Raw genomic sequence first — 18,257 nt, 5'->3', positions numbered from 1 at the left:
CCGCGCCAACTCGGGGGAAGCGCGGGCCGACCAAGATTGGGTCATTGGTTGGCGGCCCGGCCGCTGAAGCACCTGCCGCCGCTCGGCTAACAAGCCATTCCCGATGAAGTTCCGAAGGGACACGAAAAAGCCCGCCCCGGCGTGAGCCGAGACGGGCAATTTGAGCCGACGTCGACGGAGGGCGGAGGGGGAGGCATCGGCCAGACGCCTAACCTCTCACGGCGCTGGTCGTTCCGGGTCGAATGAAAAAGCCCGCCACCCTTCGGCAGCGGGCGAGTGTCATCGAGGAATTGCACTGGATGGGAACAGTGCAAGGGCCGAAGCTCTTCAGCGCGATTATGTTCCACGAGGCTGTTTGTGCCGGCGCTAGAAGGCCGGCTAGGATGTCAGCAAGGGTCTGCGCTGGATCAAACCAGCATCGGCCAACGAGCGGCGGCGGGTTGGTTGCGACTTAGAGCAGGCCGCCCATATGCGCCTTGTCCTTTGGCACCACAGCTGGGTTAAAATGTACGACCTCGCCCTTACCATCGCCGATAAAGCTGAAGGGGAACTCGGGTGCCGCTGGGTCCGGACGCTTCTTTTTGTAGCTCTTGTCGGGTTTGGAAGATTGGCGAAAAAACCCCCGTGAGACATGCCCCAGCGATGGAATAACTGGGCGCTTTCGGTTGAACCATCGCTCGATTGAAACGATCTGCAATCTCGGAAAGTGACCATGAGCGGTATCGACGAAACCAAATGATGCAGCTTCCGACCTCATGTCGCGCGTTGGATCTCTGAGGCAAATGAATAAACCCATTTCGGCCCGCTCACGATCGATGACGGCCTTGAACTCGCGTACATCTTTGGTGCCTACATGCTGACCGCCTTTGACAGACGTCAGCACGCGGCCCCAGCCTCGAGGCCCGTTCATGAAATACATTTGCCCATCAATGCCACGATCCGGACCTTTGCGTATCTCCTTAAGAGCTTGCACGCCAACCAAATAGTAGCCCACCACTGAAACTGATATTTGTACCGGTCAGCCAATCGAACTGCACTGGCGAAATCTCGAGGGATGCCGCCCAGATCATAGGACACTTGGCCGCTGAGCCCAGCTAATGCGTTGCGCGCCCCTTTTTATCAATCTCGGTAGGTCCAAGCGGCAATCGCAACCATTTGCTTGAATACGCCATCGACGCAGCTCACCGTGGGATCGGCGCGTTCAAGCCAATTTTCCCGGCGAGCGCCACCGCTTCTCAAGCACATGGCATGGGCAAATCGTCAGCTATTGCGCGGCCGGCTCGTATGGCTATCGAGACGTTTCGCCGACTGGCAATCTGCTCGGTTCAGTCCTCCATAGAGCGGACGGATTCAAAACGGATTCATTCCAGCTGATGCTTAAAGTTTGGGGGCGAGCGTTTGGCGTGGCCGGCGTCGTTCAGGTCGCTTCGTGCCGGCCCGATGTTGTTCTGAAGCAGGAACGTTGTACGCACTAACTCAGCGAGCTGATGCTTGCTTGCTGCCGTTGCAGAGAGCGGAGATGCAGCGTTCCAATCGCTCCAACCGCGATTTATGCGACCGCAGTTGACCACGACCTCGTCCACGGTGATGGTCAAACCTGGGGATAAAGTCTGAGCAGGGCGTGGCCTCAAAATAGTCAAAGATGGCCACGGCAGACTGGCCGCGTGGAAAGCGTTGTTTGCCCGCTTTGAGGCCTCGCCGCTCGCGGGCTAGACTGGCTCCATGATTTTCAGACTGACGTTTCTTGGCACCTCGGCCAGCGTACCCTCTACCGAGCGAAATCACCCTGCCCTGCTTGTCGAGGCCGCAGGCCACCGAATTCTGGTCGACTGCGGGGAAGGCACGCAGCGCCAGCTGCTGCGCAGCGGCGCCGGCTTCAGGCGGCTTCATCGCCTGCTGCTCACTCATGCGCATTTCGACCATATCCTTGGCATCCCCGGCCTGTTCTCGACGCTCCGGCTGCGTCAAAGCGAAGATCTCCTCACCGTCCACGGAGGCCCGGATACCCTCGACGTCGTCATGCGCATGCTCGCTGGTCTGTGGGGTGAAGGACGAGCGCCGATCCCGCTAGCGCTTGAGCCGCTGACGCCCGGCCGGTTTTTCGACGCGGACGAATTCATGATCGACTGCTTTCAAGTTCGTCACCGCGACACAGATAGCTATGGCTTCGTGCTCGAGACACCACCGCGCCGCCACCTTCGCGCCGAGCACCTCACGTCTCTGGGCGTGCCAGACGGTCCAATCAGGAAGGAACTGGTAGAAGGCCGGTCTATCACCCTCGCTGATGGCCAGATAGTTGCTTCCGAAGACGTGTTGGGGCCGCTGGAAGCAGGCAAGAAGCTGGTCATCATCGGCGATACGGAGTCCACCGATGGGCTTGCCGAACATGTCCGCGGCGCCGACCTTCTGGTGATCGAGGCCACTTTTCTGGAACGAGATGCGGCCATGGCGCGCGACTACGGCCATCTCACGGCGGCGCAAGCGGCAACTCTGGCCGCGACGAGCGGTGTGAAGGACCTCGTTCTTACGCATATCTCCGGCCGCTATGCCGACGACGAACTCCTTGCGGAAGCCGTGCGGGCATTTCCGAACAGCCGCATTGCGGCTGATCTCGATGTGCTCACCATATGACCGCGACATGACATTCAGGATAGGCATCATCGCTGACACGCACGGCCTGCTGAGGCCTGAAGCGGAACGGCGCCTGGCCGGGGTAAACCACATCATCCATGGCGGGGACATCGGCAGTCCCGAAATCCTTGCCGCGCTGCAGCGGATCGCACCGGTCACCGCGATCAGAGGAAACGTCGATACAGCCGAGTGGGCTTCGACCTATGCGGACACGGCGTTGGTGCGTCTCGCAGGCCGAACGTTCTACGTCCTGCATGATTTGAAAATGCTGCAGGTCTCACCAGCATCGCTCGGTATTGACATGGTCGTGTCGGGCCATTCCCATGTGCCGCAACTCAAAACCGTTGAGGGTGTGCTATACCTCAATCCAGGCAGCGCCGGCCCCCGTCGTTTCAAGTTGCCGATTACGCTTGCGGCGGTTGATATCACGCCTGACGGTCTACAGCCGGCCATTCACGATCTAAGTAGCGGCTAAGGCGCGGGCTCAAGGCGATCGCATGCCAAGCGGGACGGCCCGCATCGGTTGAATGAACGCGTCCGGGCGCGACCAATCACCTCAAGTTGGATTCTCGAAACGCGCGGATGGAGAATTCGACAATGCCTTTTATGCGACTTCTTGAGTACAAAAGACGAACATCGAAACGGTGGCCTGACCAGCGCCGCCGTCGCAAAAATTATCCAAACCGCTGATAAGTCGGGGACAAGCGGCGAGATCCAGCGCCTGCCGTTATCCGGCAGGACGATATCGGTCGCGATTGAACTGAGACCTATCGCTAATGCAACTGACACGTCTGGAGCTTTATAAGCGGGTCTGTGACAGGCCGCTCAGCAAAGTCGCCCCGGAGCTTGGAATTTCCGGCACAGTGCTGGCCGCCATCTGCAAGCGATACCAAGTCCCCTACCCCGGATCGGGCTACTGGACCCGCAAATCTCTCGGGCTTGCAGCAGATCTGCCAGCCCTGCCGGAGGCACCGGATGAAACCATCGAGATCACGCCGTCGATCCCAAAGCCACGGCCGAAGAGGACGCCGGAAGAAATCGCGGCACGCAAGACAAGGCGGGTAGCGAAACCTGATCGGCCAGCGCATCATCCGCTGTTGTTCGGTGTCGAAGAGCATTTACGAAAAACGCGTGACATCAAAGACGGCGAGTTCCTCAGGCCCTACAAGAGGATCCTGCCGGACGTGATTTCATCGGAAACCGCGTTGCCGCGCGCTCTGTCGATCGCCAATGACCTGTACCTCGCTCTGGACAAGCAGGGGTACAGAGTTCACATCGCTCAGGCCGCCGATGACTTTGGTCGCATCCACGTCAAGGAACAGGAACTGGAGCGAAAGGATCGCAAATACGGACGCTATCACTCCGGAAGCATCTGGGCTCCGGACCGGCCGACCGTCTTCTATATCGACACGGTGCCAATCGGGCTCGCTCTCACCGAGATGACCGAACGAGTGTCGATGCGATCCCTCAATGGTGAATACCATCGCGAGGATAGCAGGCTCATAAGATCAGCCAAACCTTGGCAGCTGACGCATTCCTGGACAACAGAGCAGGATATGCCGTCGGGACGTTTTCGGGTGATTGCCTATTCCCCGAAAAAGGGCGTCGATTGGTCCGTCAGCTGGCAAGAAACGGAGCAGGAAGCGCTTGCCACGTTGATCCCGCAGATCGTCGAGACTTTGAAAGCGGCGAAGGACAATTTGCAGCGCCTCATGGTCGCCGAGGATCTGGCTGAAGCGAAAAGGAAAAAAGAGCGCGAGGAGGAGTGGGAGCGCTACCTAAGGCAAGAGGATGCCCGGAAAACAGCTCAGGCCCTTGCCGACAGCCGGCAGCAGCTTGAGGAAATCATCGAGCGGTGGGGAAGAGCCATGACTGTAGAGCGATTTTTCGCGGATGCGGAAGAGCGCCTGAAGTATGCTGCCGATGAGCGGCGGCCCCGCCTGGAGGAGCGTCTGACCCTCGCGAGGGCAATGATGGGAGGTGTAGACCCGCTGGATTTCATCGAAAGCTGGGTAGCCCCAGAGGAACGGCACCGTGCTAAATACGCCTAAGCAGTCTTGGTTGACGATACCACCGCGCGCCGCCCAAACAATCCGGGATGAAGGGCAACGGTTCGGGCAGACGACCCAACTTGTTATAGACACGCCATTGACAACTTTGGGGCCGACAACGGACTGTCCGGTCTTGGCCGGGTTTGGCGGCAAGCTGCCATTTAGCATCCGACCCCATACAAGCCATCCCGCAACCGACCGAAGGCACCGAAAGCGGACGTGGGACGGTCGAGATCGCAGCCTGGTCGGCATTCCGCCCGGCTTGAGGCACCTTCCACGACTTCAACGTCTTGGTCACCCGAGCTCCGAAGAAACTCGGGCCGGGACAAGCGAAATCGATGCGGGGCGGTATGGGCGCACGGGAGGCGAAGCCGTAAGGACTCTCGCTCCGCGTCTACGGCCAAAGCCTAAAGCGTTAGGGATGGAAGCCGGCCCGACCGCTCTTAGCAGGGGCGCCAGGCGTGCGTCGATGACAGCTAGCGGGTATCGATCAGACCTTCACGCTCAAGGACACGTCGAACGTCCTCAAACGAAGCTGTGATATTGCCTACGGGAAACCGCAACTGGCCAAGGCCCTGGATGTTAGAAAACTCTTCGCATCCTTCCTCAAGCATCACAAGCGCCCGGGTGAAACCGAGTCGACCTTGAAACAGGCCGACCTCGTGAATGACATTCATGCGTGCCTGTAGCTTGCCATCCTTCATTTCATCCTCGGCGGTGAGGATGATGAAAGCGATCGCCGCGGAATCGAGCATCTCGGACAACCGGGCGATATTTGTAACGCCTGCCACGGGGACGCGATTGAACTCGTCGGCCGGCAAATGCAGCCGGTCCTGGACGAAGTCTTTGAGCGCGCGCCAAAGGAGACTGCGGCCGTGGCCAATGAACACATTGGTGCCCACCAGCGCGGATTTTCGCTTCCGCCCTTCCACCCGGAGAAGATGGGAACCGGCCTGCCGTGCAAGACCGGAGATCTTACGCGCGACGATGCCCGGTGCCCCGAGTAACGCCATCTTAAGCGTGACGGCTTGGTGTGGCGCTAAGCGCATGCCTTGCGTCATCGCGCGCATGTCACGCGAGATGATTTGGCCCCGGGGCAGCATCGCCCGCGCGCCATCCTGCTCTGAAAGGACGCGCTCGTCTGCGATCTTTGATTTCACATCCTCGAGGAAACTGTCTGGACGGTCGCGCAACGCCTCGGAGAGCAAAGAGGCGATCGTTTGCTTCGCTTCATCGACCGCTTGCGCCACCGCACGAGATTCGACCTCCATCTTTTTCAGATCGGGATTGCCACCACGGCGTTTAATCTCCGCCACCACGTCGTCATAGCGATACTCTTCCCAGGTCCCGACCGAGCCATCCAACGGCCACGCGTCTGCTATCCCAGACTCGATGCTGAAATGTGCGCCGGCGGGAGGCCGTGCCAAACCTGCATAGTATACGACGGAATGGTAGCCGAGGTTGGACCCACTCCAGGCCTGCCCGACCTGCTCGCACACCGCACCGATGCGTCGCAATCCTTGGGTGAGTTCGTCGACCTCAAGCCCATCTGCCAGGACCTTCAACCGATCCGCGATCTCAATCAGTTCCTGCCCTTCCATCGGCGACCCCATAGTTTCGGCGTGACCATGGCGTCAACGTCCGCGGACTCAGTGTGCTTACGCAAAGGTAGGCCACCGGCATCACCCTCTCAACATCGACGTCATGAAAAAAGCCTTTCCGCTGTGGACTGCGACGATCGGCTTGCCACCGGATTCCGGGATGTGATTCAATACGGGTCGAAGGGCTTACGGCGCTGGCCTCGGCGCGCGCCAAGGCAGCTTCGGGGCCGGAAGCGGACTGGCGGCTGCTGGACTTCAAAGGTCGGAAGGCTGCCATTGATCTTGGTCAATCAAGACCGTCGGTCTACAAGAAGCGCTCCCCGGCACGCGTCGTTGGGACAACGGCTTGGTCGTGGCGACTGCACGATGGCCACCATATCGGAACGACACGATTGAGCAGCAATCAGATCATAGAAAGAGCGATCGGCAGCTTAGCGAACATCATGCGAATGTATGTCGAGACGCACATGCGCTTTGGTGAGCTATTCAAAGTTGATCCCGAGGAGGCGATTGACAACCTGGATCGCACTTTCGAAATGAAGCTTGAGGCCTTTCACACGCTCTATGATGTCTCGAAGGGCCTGTTCCCATATTTCGGCAACGGCGATACCACCGTGCTCTTAGCGGTACGCAATGCAATCCATCATCGTAATCATCCCCTGTTCCACAGTTTGAATCGGCGTCTGTACCTCGATACCGATCTGGATCGCTGGTGCGGCGCTTCCTTCCTGCTTGCGAGCCACCCCACGCTTCATGGCAGTCCAATCCAGATGTCCCATTACGTCAGGCTGGACGATCTGGACGCTCGGCTTGATCCTTCATGCGCCTCGCCGTACCTCGATACCATCGTCGGCAGCGACAAGGCTGTGCGGAGGATGGAAGGCATCGATATGCAGCTCAAACTTCCGGCAATCCGCGACCGCGGCTTACGTGACCGATACCCGAAGGATCAAATCTATTTGGACTTGATGCCCATCTTCGTTTCTGCCGTTTGCAAGGTATTTAAGGCGATGAAGGCTGCCGGGGTCGCTTTCAGGGGATTCGACGCCGAAACTTACGCAGTTCCGTTCACATCAGAAATTGAAGTCGATCTCAGCAGCCCATCACTGAAACGACTACGGGTTGGCGGCTTAGGACCTCCCGTTATCGTCGACGTTTAGCTGGTGCCCGAGGGGCCGAGTCCTGCCAGTCCGCTCCCGGAACTCAAACGCGCTAGGCGTACCCAGGGGCGCGGTCGCAGTTCAAATGTTGTCGCGACGGAAGTCCAGTTTGAGTTTGTCCTGGTAGACGCCAATGCGTTTTTTGGCGCGGTCGATCACATCACTGAAATGCAGTATCTCGAAATAGGTCTCACCCAGCGATTGCCGCGTCTCGGGATCCTTCAGTTCGCTTGATTGGAACCAGCCCTTGCCGGTCGGGAACGGCGTCCAGTTCCCGCTCAGACGCAGCGTATTGACGCTATCGCCGATCAGATAGCCATAGAATTTTCTGAGTTTGCCGCCGGATTTCGCCGCAAGCAGCTGAGCATATTCGGAAAGATCGCCGATATGCTCGTCAGTGGGAACACCAGGCGCCTTGAATTCGACGATGATCGCCGAGCCCTCCTTACTGAACACCGCGATGTCGGGACGCTTGCCCCCGTTGTCGCTCGTGCGTTTCGCAAGAATTTTTCGAAGTGCCTCGTCGATGTCACTCTCAAATACATTGGTGTCATCGTTCCATTTGATGTTCGCGAGCGGCAAATCCGACGCGATATAGTCATAATATTGGTACTCTTCGCTCAGCAACCAGATATCGTGATCAGTCGTTTCGGTGCTGTCCTTGCGCATCGGGAAAAAGATGCTGTGGATGATCTGCTCATCCTTGCGTCTGGCGCCGTCGGCGGCCGCCTGCATGGCAAGCCGCTGGCCGCAGGCGAGATCGAGGATATCGACGATCGCGGCGCGACGCACGATTAGCTGCGACAGGTTCGCCATGTCGAAATTCTTGAGCGATGACGTATATTTCCAGGAAAGCTCATGGATTTTCTGGCGGAACTCGTCGGAGTCCGGCTCGGCTGCCATGATCTCCTCCTTGAGGCTGAAGATCGCGGCGGTCTCGTCGATGATGGCCTTCTGGTATTTGCTCAACACGCGTTCAGCGACCGACTGGGCGGATTCGCCGTACACGATCCTGGTCTTGGTATCCTGTAGCATCGCTTCGCTGATACCGAACTGGTGGGTGGCCTCCTTGAGCACCGCCTCCTTCTTCCAGTCGGCAGGAGTGACCATCTCGTCGATGACCGGGTCGAGCGCCTCATGAATGTCAGCGTAGGACAATTTTTCCGCCGAAAACATATCGCCGCTAGGAATCTCGTCGGGAATATTGTCGAAGTCGTCGCGCTGCTCGTTGACGCGTGCGTCCAGATAGTCAGCCTCGATCAGCACGATATGATGGAAACCGCCGACCGGGTTGTTTTGCTCGGTACGCGTCCTGAGGTAGTGACCCGTGATGTCCTTCACAGGCGTGGACTTGGCACAGAAGGCGATGGCGTTGCGCGGAAGATCATACTGTTCGGCATCGAGCTGATAGTGGGAGAGGTTGAATGTTTGCCGCGTGCCGAGACGGTCCCCTGATGCAGGATCACGCTCTTCGACATCAACAGCACGCTCGGCAGTGACTGCCGGCAGGTCGGCGAGCCGTAGCGCTTCGATCTTCGCTTGGTCGTCCTTCCAGTGCCGTGTGGTGAACCGGATCTCGAAGTTGCCGAGCTGTTCACCGAGTCCGACGAGCCGCTGCAGGAAAGCGACGAGCATCTGCTTTTTCAGCCCCGGCGCCGAGAAGAGGGTGCTGAGGGCCTCACCGTGGGATACGCGCGGGCGAACCGCCTCTTTGAATTGCTCAAGCCGGATGACGGTCCCGATGTCGGCTTCAGCGACCGGCGCCGTGGTAAAATCGTCAGCCTCGATTTGCTTCTGCGGTTCGGAATACCGAAACTCGCGCTTCAGCAGAGCGTCACCGTCCCTGTAGGTACTGGTGATCCTCATCGCTGCGAAATGATGGAAGAACTGGATGCGTCCCGCGCCCTTGCACTTTCCGATGCCAGAGATGGAGAGATCGTCCTTGTAAGACGTATCCTTTGTCAGGAAGGCCTTGAGTTGGTCGTCGCCGAGACCGCATCCGTTGTCGCCGCACGAAACGTTCATTAGTTCGCGATCGTCGAGCAAGTCTGCACGCAAGAAATCGACTTCGATTGCAATATTCATGTCCGGCGCGGATTGGTCGCTCGCTCGCCGAATGAGATAGGCATCGATCGCATTGGCGATAAGTTCTTCAAAGACCACGTATTGGTTCAAGCTGAGCTTGGTGTTCTTGATGCTTCCCCTGATGTCGAGCGTCATTTCGTTTCGATCCAAATCCTAACATAAGTCAGCCTGCTTCTGGCCGCCTGCCCATGTGCAAGTCAAGCGATGCCAGTTCGCAGCCTCCACCGCAACTCATAGACGAGCGTACCGTCGATACTGTGCCTCATGCCAGCCTAAGCGGAGGCCAAATCCTACGTCCGCATTTGGCGGCTTCCGATGGCACCTCGAATGGCGAAGGCGCGTTCCAGACAGCCACAACGGGGTCGAAGGCAGGATGACTCCTTCCGGTCGCCGCCGTGATATCAGACGTTGAGCTACGTCTTGGGCGAGCAGCCTGCCTTCTTTTCGCTCCTACCCAGCCGAACTGCCGAACTGCCAACGCTTTGTTGCCGCTAAGGTGTCTGCGGATCAACAGGCGGCCATAAACTAAACTGGCGTTGACGGGTGACCTCGAACTTGGCGAAGTCGCCCCGTGCCAGCATTACCTCGACGCCCATCCCCTTCACCATCTCCCGCATCTGCTCGTAGGAGCGCTCGCGGAACTTTGGACCGGCAATGGCTTCCTTCAGCCGCAGGCCGGGCCCGAATGGCTGGAAGTAGTGCGCCTGGCCCTGGATGACCTCGGGATTGACCAGTGGCAGTTGCCAGCGCCACTCGTCTTCATATGCCCAGCCGTCAGACTTTATCCGCGCCAAGTCTTTAAGGTGCTCAGGTCCGATTTCGGCATACGATGACAGTCCGAGGTCGGCAAGGCGCGGCCTGGTTTTGCGGTAACGGACCTTGAAGAAGTCGTCTTCCGAAATGTCAAACCCAAGCACCATCCCGCGAAAACTTTCGCCATAGTGCCCCCACATCTGCGGCTTGGACCAAGTTTCGCTCATGCAGATAATGCCCTGCTCCATGCCCAGCCGGCGACGATACGAGGACAGGTGGATGCGGTCGCGCTTGTCGTCGAGCGCGATGCCTATGAATTCGAAAGCGTCATTGAGGTCTTCGATGCGGGAGATGCGTAGGCGCCGCTTCTCGATGGCGGCGACCGCATATTGGCCCTTCAGGAAGTGGTAGAGCCGCCGCATGTTAGTGAGTCCTAAAGTCGTTGTATGGAGTGTCCAGAACCGTTGCGACGTAGATTTCAAGCAGCGCCTGCCGCGTCTGATCCGTTTCCTCAACATAGCGGTAGTTCATGTTGCGAATGCGCGTCTTGGCTGCCGCAAACTCCCGGATGAAATCTTCCATGAGTGCGATTTCCTTGCGACCACCCTCCTTCGTATAGCGGGCGGCGGGGAGGTCTAGCAATTGGACTGCAATCCGGAAGGCGAAACTCGCCTGGTTGTGGCGCGACCCGTTTCGGGTGTGGAGGAAATAGCGCTCACGCAGCCGGTTTGAACGGCCAACGTACAGGGGCTCGTCACCTTCGCTGAACAGGTAGACGCCGCTGACGGGAATCTTTGTTGGTGGCGGTGTACCGGCGTGCGGCTTCATCGCCATCAGCTTCTCGTACAACGTGTGAAGGCCACCAACCTTCTCCAGAAACCGTGGATGCATCGACCGCCCCTCCGTCGATCCCGCGCTTACTTCGGGTGTCTGCAAATCATGCTGTCTTGGGTGCCATATCTCGACTCTATTGTCAGCGTCCCGACATGGAAGCACTCATCCAAACCCGCCATTCCTAGCAATCCCCAACCTGACGATGAAACCGGTTCCGGATGAAAGGCAGCTTTAGGAACTGGTGACACCGGCCTAAACGACTGTATTGAAGGCGCTAAGCAGTCGGTTCAGCTCGCAGGCGGCCACATAGCATTTCGGCACCCTTTTTGACGGCGATCGACAGGCCGTGCGAGCGTGAACGGGCCGCCAAGTCCTCGATCATCTCGGCTCCCGGCTTACAAGCGCCACCTTTCTCGCGCCATAGGTTTTCATTCCCGGGCGACGCGCATCCTCGGCATCGACACCGATGTCGGCGTGATGGAAGCCTCGCTCCGCCGCCTCTTCGAGCGTCGACAGAACGCCAAGCGGGCCGAGATCGAAGGCATGGTTGTTGGAGAGCGCTAGGGCGTTGAACCCGATGTCCTTCAGCGCATCCAGCACCACGGCTGCCGAACAACCAAAGTAGGAACCCTTCATCGGTCATCCACCATGCTGGCCGAACACCGTGGTCTCGAAAATCGTGAAGGCGATATCGGCTTCCTAAACGAAACGTGGAAGATATAGTCTTGCCATTCCTATCCCTTGGCCGCCGCTACAATGACTCAAGAAGTAAATTCCGTGATCATTGTGCCTGAGGATCCGCAAACGGACACGATTAGTGTTCCGGTGCTAAAGATATTCGATGGTGACGGGTTTCTCACTCGGGTCAAGGTTTCCGAGGTCACAGGAAACCCAAGGGATCAAGCCGAGATTGAGATAACCGCTAGATTCGGGTTCATCGATGCTCCGGAAATGGATCAGCCCGGGGGCCAAGAGGCCAGGGATTTCCTCACCGCCTTGATCGGCGACAAGTGGGTCGAACTTGCCATCTTGATGAAGATGAATACCGGGCGCTCAGTAGACACGTACGGCCGCGTCGTTTGCGTCCCCTATCTGACGCTGGATTACGCCACCGGTGAGTTCAGAACATCATCGTCATGCCCTCATGTCATAACGAATTTTGGGGCGCCCTTCCGCGTGACGAGAAACATCGAGCTAGAGATGGTCGTCAATGGCTGGGCATGGGTTCTGGAGCGATACGGACCCGATCAGCGTTACCTCGATGCCTTGGAGGACGCCAAACGAGCAAAGCGGGGCATATGGGCCTTCAAGGACAATATCCACCCTTGGGAGTTCAAGAAACAGAAATATCGCAACAAAGCGCCAAAGCCCCCATGCCCGACAGAGAACTGTAGCGGTCACCTCATTAGAAAGAGCGGCAGGTTCGGCGAATTCCTGGGCTGCTCCGAATATCCTCGGTGCAGGTATTCTTGTTCGGTGGCCGGCTGACCGTTCGCCCACGGCAACCACCCTCAACATAGGGCATTTACCCGGAAGCTATGCCAAGGATGATGAGGGCCAGGAAAACCCAAAAAACAACGAGTAGAGCACAAAATGGCTTTTTTCGATCCGGATAACGATGACCTCGCGTCCCAGTGGTTTTCCAAGCGGCTGCTCTTCAAGGACCGCCTCTCGATAGATCTCAATGAAGGGAACCCTTGACGAGCGAAGCCTTTCGCTCTTCTCGTCTAACCTTCTCCTCGGATCCATCGTCGCCCCCTACAATCGACCCCTCGATTTATCTCTGCGTGGTGGAAGGATTATCGACTACATGTCGCCCGTCTGGAAGAAGTGGCGAACCTTGGTCATGAACTGCTTGAAGTCTTTGTTCTCCGTTGCGAGGCGGCTGCACATAGGCCATTCGATATCTGGCTTCTCGCGCGCCGGAACAAGGATTTCGCTCTCGATAGGATTTTCCTCATCGAGGCGGATCAGGCCGATGCCGTGCATCGCATACAGAATTCGCAATTCCTTGAGAGTTTCGGAACCTTCGAAATTGGCGGCAACAAGGTAGCCGTAATTGGCCCATGAGGAATTCGAGACGGCCTGAAAATACGTCTCGCGGGCATTCGAACGGTTGATGAGAAGCTTTACCTCAAACGACCAGAGACGGACTTGCCTGTCGCGGCTCTCCCGGATTGCTGTCACAACCTCGGGGTGAAGGCCGTCCGACAGGTTTTCCATACCCACTACGTCTGGAAACAGCCACTTGTTGCCGCCACTCCCGTACGCATTGGAAGATTTCTTCTCATCGATGCGATGGCCTTGAACACCATGCTCCGCTTCCAAAAATTCTACGAGGAGCGGATACAGATCATGCTCACTTCGCCGCAGAACCTTCCTTTCGGTCTCGCCGGCGGCAGCGGGAACGGCATCTTCCGGTACGGTCGCGAACTCAAGGACAGGTTCCTTGCCGCTCTCCACATCAGCCACTTCCTGTGCTTCGGTCTTGTCGGACCAATAGAAGAGGCGCGGTCGCACGCCTTCGGTGCTGCGCAGTTGCGGAAGCTGCTTTTGCCACACGGGACGATTAGCCCCGATCTCGGCGACAAGCTGATAAAGAAGCTGATCATGGGTCTGGATTGCTACGCTGCGCCTTATCTTCGCCGCCGCAGCCTCAGGGTATGTTTCTGCAATCCATATCGCTATGTCCCTAGCTTTGAATCGCTTCCCTGGGTTCGCTGACAAAAGTTCAACAACCCTGTTCTTCAATTCTAATGCCATGGATGACAGCCCCGAGTTTTACGCCGCCAGCAGCCGCCGCATCTCCTCCTCGAAATCGAAACAAAGCTGCTTTGCTTCGTCTTCGGGCAGCCACAGCACCATCTGCGGCACGATCTTGCGGTAAAGCCGCACGCTGTCAGCGTCCCACGGCAGCGTTTCAGCCGCCCGCGCCTCGGCAATCAGCCTATGCAGCCTCGCTCGCACGCGGTCGGGATCGCCGTGGTAATAGACGGGCGGCGCGTCCTCGTCGAAAAGCTCGGGCTGGTCGGCGCCGAAAAGGTCGAGCTGATTCCTGGCCATGGTCCTACTGGTGCGATTCTCAAGCCTACACTATGCCCCAGCCGAACAGGTCATGCGACGGTCGCAAGCTGACTTATCCCCGGTTTCCTGACACACGCCTGTCAGTTGCTCCCAACGCCCAGCGCCGTCTTCAGATGATCGACTTTGATGAGCTCGGCCGTTAGGATGAGCTTCATGAGGTCTGCTTGGCGAGGCTCCAGCGCGATCAGGCGCCCCAACACATTGAGGAGGTTGATAAGGTCGCTGGTGTATTCGGCGAGCCAATGATCGGGCTGTATCTTGTCGAGCGGGGAAGGCGGGCGCTTGTCGCCGATCTGCGGCCGCGTACGATCAAGCCGACGGTAACTGAACCAGTGCCACACCACCTGTTTACCCGAGACCTCGTAGTTCCACATTTCCGGCGAGACATTGTCGACGAAACCTTTGCCGACATGAAGCCGATTCTTCGTCGCGTCATACTCCATCGTGTCGGGTAGCGGCTCCGGCGCGCCGGGAATGCCGCCACCCTCCGGAACGAACGGCCGAGCGTTCTCTGCCATGCGAGGCGGCACTTTCGGCCGTCCGGCCGTGAGATCGGCGAAGCGCTCACCATAGCTGTGCAGCCAGATCACCTCGCGGCCGAGCGCAGCAGCCTCCGAGAAGAGCGCCGGATCCGCTGTCAGCGGCACACGTAGGCCCGGCTGCACGAGGTCTTCCTGGAACCGCGCGGTGAAGGCCGGGTGCGCCATCACCGCCGCCAAATAGGCCATTAGGTCCTCGGCCGATACTGCATGGCCGTAGACCTCGGCCAACGCACCGAGCAGTTGCGGCGGGATATTCGGAACCTTCGCCGAGGCATCGCGCCAGAGCGGATGGGCGCGACCGCCACGGCCATGATAATGATCGAGGTCTGGAATCAGCCCTGTGAACGTGATGGACGGACCAGATCTCGGCGAAACTCGCTCTAGGGCTGTCAGAAAGAGTTGCTTCGCTGAATAGCTATCCCACAGCTCGGGGTTCGGGCGATTGATGAGCCTTGCATCCGGAATGATCCATTGGCGGTCGAATGAACGGAAGCTGTAGTGGGTGGGCGCGATCACTGGCAGCGGATCGTCCTTGACCGCTTGGGTGCGGTGCTGATGCCCGGCCAAGCCTACCTGTGATTTCTTGGAAGCGGTTTTGTCTCCACCTTGGTGCGGATGAAACAGGCTCCTGTTTCGCCGCGTCCTTCTCCGAAGTAAGCCGCGCCCAGCGTGCCTCAAGCGACTGACGGTCCGGTGCGATGATCCAGGTACGTCCCGGCATCACGCCAGACCCGTCGTAGACGAAGAAAGATTTCAGCGGCGGGAAGGTCGCCCAGTCACCGCTCGCCGCCGGAAAGAATGGCGCGCGCCAATCCGAGGGACAGTCCAGCCAGTCCGGCGCGTCAAGGCTCAGCATCTTCAGCGCGGCAAACTTGTCTCCGCGCGGACCCGTGGGTAACGCGCGAAATCGCACATTGGCCGGCGCATTCCGATCCTTGCCCAACGGCTTCGCGGCCAGCACGATACAGACAGGCTGCTGCACACCCTGGAAGATTCGTGTCCGTACTTCCGGCTGGTGGCCGTCCGGTGAACAATCGATGGCCCAGATGTCAGAGCAGGTGCGCCTCAGGTCGTCGCGCATCTTCTGGAAGCCGGGACCATTCAGGAAGCCGGCGACGGTAATGAAGCAGACGATACCTTCCTCATCGCGGTCGGGGTTTCCCGTCGCTGCGCGATTGCCGGTGCCAAACACCTTCCACGTAGCCCAGCGCCAGAAATAGACATAGAGATTCTTCAGGTGCTTGGCGTGGGCGCTGACCTTCCATTCCGGCGGTGGTGCCCACCAGTCCATCGGTGCGACCAGATTCTTCTCACCGCTGCCCTGCTCGATCCAGGCACCCATCCCGCGCGCCTTTTCCTTGTAAGGCGGGTTACCGAGCACCACGGTAATGTCGCGCTGCTGCTTGATCCTGTTGGCCTCCCGCCGCGATTGTGCGATCGGGCCGCTCTGCACCAGCGTATCCTCCTCGATATACGGGTTGCCGAGCGTGTTGGTGACGAAAAGCTGCAAGTCAGGCAGTTTCGGCGGCTTCGTGGCATCCGGCTTTGTCAGCGCCTGCAATTCCGCGATCAGGCGAAGCTGGGCGACGGCGAAGGGGCCGAACTGAAGCTCGAAGCCGATCAGTCGGCCCATCGCCGCCTCGATCGCTCCGCGTACCGCGCCCTTCCCCTGGTCTGCCTCAATGGTGGTTGCGATCTTGCGCATCACGCCGAGCAGGAAGGTGCCTGTGCCCATGGCCGGATCGGCAAGCGTTACGTCGATGGAGGCCAGGCCGGCCGGGCGCGAGAACAGCGGCCCGCGCAAGGTTTCGTCCACCAACCGCGTCATCGCTGCCACCACCTCCGGCGGCGTGTAGTAGGAGCCGGTCAGCTTCCTCAGATCGTTGTCGTAGACTTCGAGAAAATCCTCGTAGAAATAGAGCCAGGCTTCCGGCTTGTCCTTGCTGATGGTGTGCCAGTTCACCTCGTTCAGCACGCGGGTCAGCGTGGCGAGCGACGTCTCCAGCGCCTTCTGGTTTTCGGGATCGTCAGTAAGAAGGCCGAGCGCGGTACCGATCAGCGAATTGGAACCGCGCAACTGGTAGGCTGCCTGGTGGATGCCGCCGGAGAGCGGAATGTCGATGGCGCGAGCGACCAGCAAGCCGAACGTCACGGCCTGCGCATAGCCATCGGCGAAACGGTAGTCGTTGGCCTCCGGAAACAGCAGCCTGCGCCAGTCGCTCGCGAGGTCCGTCAGCCCTTGGCTCTTGCGCTCCAGTTGCTCGATCACCTCATCGCGCAAAAGACGGCACAGTCGCGCCGAAATCTCCGCGAGCTGCTTGGCGTTGGCGGGCGGTATGGGTTTCCAGGTCAGGAAATTGACGATCAGAGTAAGCAGCGCGTCGGGGGCGGCGAGCTTCGCTCCGTCGCTTTCGATATTGCCTTCGAGCGCGACGACCTTGCCCACGATCTCACCGTCCTGCCACAGGCTGAAGGACTGTCCATCGGTATAGAGGAGATTGGGCAGCGATTTCAGTTTGCCCCATTGTTCTTTGTCGTGCGGATCGGTGAAGCGGCGCGGATCGGCACCCTTGCCCGGTGCCTTGACTTCGATGAATCCGACCAGCGCCTTGTTGGCCGTTACCGCAAAATCTGGCCGGGTCTTGATGTCGGCGAGGCTGGTCTCGCCGACCAGGTGGACATCGCCGGCCGCGAAACCGCCGACCTCTGCGAGCGACTTGACCAGCACCTCAAGAGGCCCGCGAAGCTGGTCTTCGGGCTGCCCGCCGATTGCCGGATTCGAAAGTTTCGGTTTCAGCGATGCGCCATAGGCCGACACCGCACCTGCAACTGTCCCTGCAGCCAATATTTCCCTCCGCGCCGTCTCACCCCTAGGGTGAATCAGGCCAAACTGCCACTTTCTGTTGAGCCTATTCAAAGAGCTCTAGATTTGCAGGCATTATTTTATTCAATTCCGAAGAATACTGCCGCCTCCTCGAAGCGACGGTAAAGGCGGTCGTCCCTTGGACTCATTTCAGCAGCGCTCGCCGCAGCGCCTTCGCACCCTCCTCCACCAAGGCCGGGGCGCGCCCGCTTAACGCCGCCTGGATCGCATCCGAAGACGAGATACTTTGCAGGAAGTGGGCTACATCGGTCCATGGGCCGTCCTCCAGCGGGTCGCGGTCAAGGTATGTCAGCTGATCGATCTTGGCCTGCCCGGCGGCCCGTCGCTGAGTTAGCTATTCCAACGCGTCGGTGAGTCATACTAGGCAGCGGTAACAACTTCCTGGAAAGCGGATCGGCGTCACAAGGATTACGCGATGAGCGCCAACGCTCGCCGCCATAGAGTTCGGACCCTGCATGCCGAAGGAGAAGAGCGTGGACGACGAAGGTGATTGCCCGTAGGTTTGGTGCTCGGCCAGGCTGGGGCGCATATTCGACCTCGAGGAGGTTCCTGGATGATGATCGACTGCAGTACGACTCGGTCAACCCTGTCCTCAGAACTCTGTTGAGAAACTGCGTTCAGCGCTTCACCGA

At 58.8% G+C, this 18,257-nt stretch carries 14 protein-coding genes and 1 pseudogene; 5 read left to right on the top strand and 10 right to left on the bottom strand.

Annotation, left to right across the window (positions count from 1 at the left end; genetic code table 11):
* Window positions 1-451 precede the first annotated feature (451 nt).
* Entirely contained in the window at window positions 452-994 is a 543-nt protein-coding gene (locus LB532_RS24025; RefSeq protein WP_210239902.1) for a restriction endonuclease, read from the bottom strand.
* A gap of 731 nt (window positions 995-1,725) precedes the next feature.
* Here LB532_RS24025 and rnz point away from each other — a divergent pair.
* The 3 genes from rnz to LB532_RS24010 all read left to right on the top strand — a co-directional run bounded on the left by rnz (window position 1,726) and on the right by LB532_RS24010 (window position 4,682).
* Entirely contained in the window at window positions 1,726-2,631 is a 906-nt protein-coding gene (rnz, locus tag LB532_RS24020) for a ribonuclease Z (RefSeq protein ID WP_140641019.1), read from the top strand.
* A 7-nt stretch (window positions 2,632-2,638) separates the two neighbouring features.
* Window positions 2,639-3,106, top strand: a complete 468-nt coding sequence (locus LB532_RS24015; protein ID WP_140640803.1) for a metallophosphoesterase family protein — start codon at window positions 2,639-2,641, stop codon at window positions 3,104-3,106.
* A gap of 301 nt (window positions 3,107-3,407) precedes the next feature.
* Window positions 3,408-4,682, top strand: coding sequence for a hypothetical protein (locus tag LB532_RS24010; protein ID WP_140640801.1), 1,275 nt, complete (start codon window positions 3,408-3,410; stop codon window positions 4,680-4,682).
* Between the two features lie 476 nt (window positions 4,683-5,158).
* Here LB532_RS24010 and LB532_RS24005 read toward each other — a convergent pair whose 3' ends face one another.
* Window positions 5,159-6,283, bottom strand: coding sequence for a TIR domain-containing protein (locus tag LB532_RS24005; RefSeq protein ID WP_140640799.1), 1,125 nt, complete (start codon window positions 6,281-6,283; stop codon window positions 5,159-5,161).
* 392 nt (window positions 6,284-6,675) lie between these two features.
* Here LB532_RS24005 and LB532_RS24000 point away from each other — a divergent pair, with 392 nt between their 5' ends.
* Window positions 6,676-7,443, top strand: coding sequence for a hypothetical protein (locus tag LB532_RS24000; protein WP_224557289.1), 768 nt, complete (start codon window positions 6,676-6,678; stop codon window positions 7,441-7,443).
* An 81-nt stretch (window positions 7,444-7,524) separates the two neighbouring features.
* Here the strand turns inward: LB532_RS24000 and LB532_RS23995 are convergent, their stop codons facing one another.
* The 4 genes and pseudogenes from LB532_RS23995 to LB532_RS23980 form a co-directional block, all read right to left on the bottom strand.
* Window positions 7,525-9,663, bottom strand: a complete 2,139-nt coding sequence (locus LB532_RS23995) for a type I restriction enzyme HsdR N-terminal domain-containing protein (RefSeq protein WP_140640797.1) — start codon at window positions 9,661-9,663, stop codon at window positions 7,525-7,527.
* Between the two features lie 356 nt (window positions 9,664-10,019).
* Complete coding sequence (locus LB532_RS23990) at window positions 10,020-10,703, bottom strand: DUF2971 domain-containing protein (protein ID WP_224557286.1); 684 nt, start codon at window positions 10,701-10,703, stop codon at window positions 10,020-10,022.
* A 1-nt stretch (window position 10,704) separates the two neighbouring features.
* Window positions 10,705-11,172, bottom strand: a complete 468-nt coding sequence (locus LB532_RS23985; RefSeq protein WP_126089354.1) for a hypothetical protein — start codon at window positions 11,170-11,172, stop codon at window positions 10,705-10,707.
* 330 nt (window positions 11,173-11,502) lie between these two features.
* A pseudogene (locus LB532_RS23980) lies at window positions 11,503-11,811 on the bottom strand (CapA family protein); the annotation flags it as partial.
* Window positions 11,812-11,871: 60 nt separating this feature from the next.
* Here LB532_RS23980 and LB532_RS23975 point away from each other — a divergent pair.
* Window positions 11,872-12,603, top strand: a complete 732-nt coding sequence (locus LB532_RS23975) for a topoisomerase DNA-binding C4 zinc finger domain-containing protein (protein WP_140641015.1) — start codon at window positions 11,872-11,874, stop codon at window positions 12,601-12,603.
* Between the two features lie 318 nt (window positions 12,604-12,921).
* Here the strand turns inward: LB532_RS23975 and LB532_RS23970 are convergent, their stop codons facing one another.
* From LB532_RS23970 to LB532_RS23955, 4 genes are all read right to left on the bottom strand, one after another.
* Window positions 12,922-13,878, bottom strand: a complete 957-nt coding sequence (locus tag LB532_RS23970; RefSeq protein WP_140640791.1) for a COG2958 family protein — start codon at window positions 13,876-13,878, stop codon at window positions 12,922-12,924.
* A gap of 18 nt (window positions 13,879-13,896) precedes the next feature.
* A complete protein-coding gene (locus LB532_RS23965) occupies window positions 13,897-14,178 on the bottom strand; it encodes a hypothetical protein (RefSeq protein WP_140640789.1) in 282 nt (93 codons plus the stop codon).
* 101 nt (window positions 14,179-14,279) lie between these two features.
* Window positions 14,280-15,257: a type ISP restriction/modification enzyme gene (locus tag LB532_RS23960; RefSeq protein WP_246674445.1), complete on the bottom strand. Its 978-nt coding sequence runs from the start codon at window positions 15,255-15,257 to the stop codon at window positions 14,280-14,282.
* On the bottom strand, window positions 15,157-17,586 hold the full coding sequence (locus tag LB532_RS23955) for an N-6 DNA methylase (protein WP_224557283.1): 2,430 nt from the start codon (window positions 17,584-17,586) through the stop codon (window positions 15,157-15,159). The genes LB532_RS23960 and LB532_RS23955 overlap by 101 nt, the downstream gene beginning before the upstream one ends.
* Window positions 17,587-18,257 lie beyond the last annotated feature (671 nt).

This window comes from Mesorhizobium sp. ESP-6-2 (genome assembly GCF_020164675.1).
Classification (GTDB): domain Bacteria; phylum Pseudomonadota; class Alphaproteobacteria; order Rhizobiales; family Rhizobiaceae; genus Mesorhizobium.
Note: the sequence above shows the minus strand (reverse complement) of the source record. Positions and strands in the feature narration are given on the sequence as shown.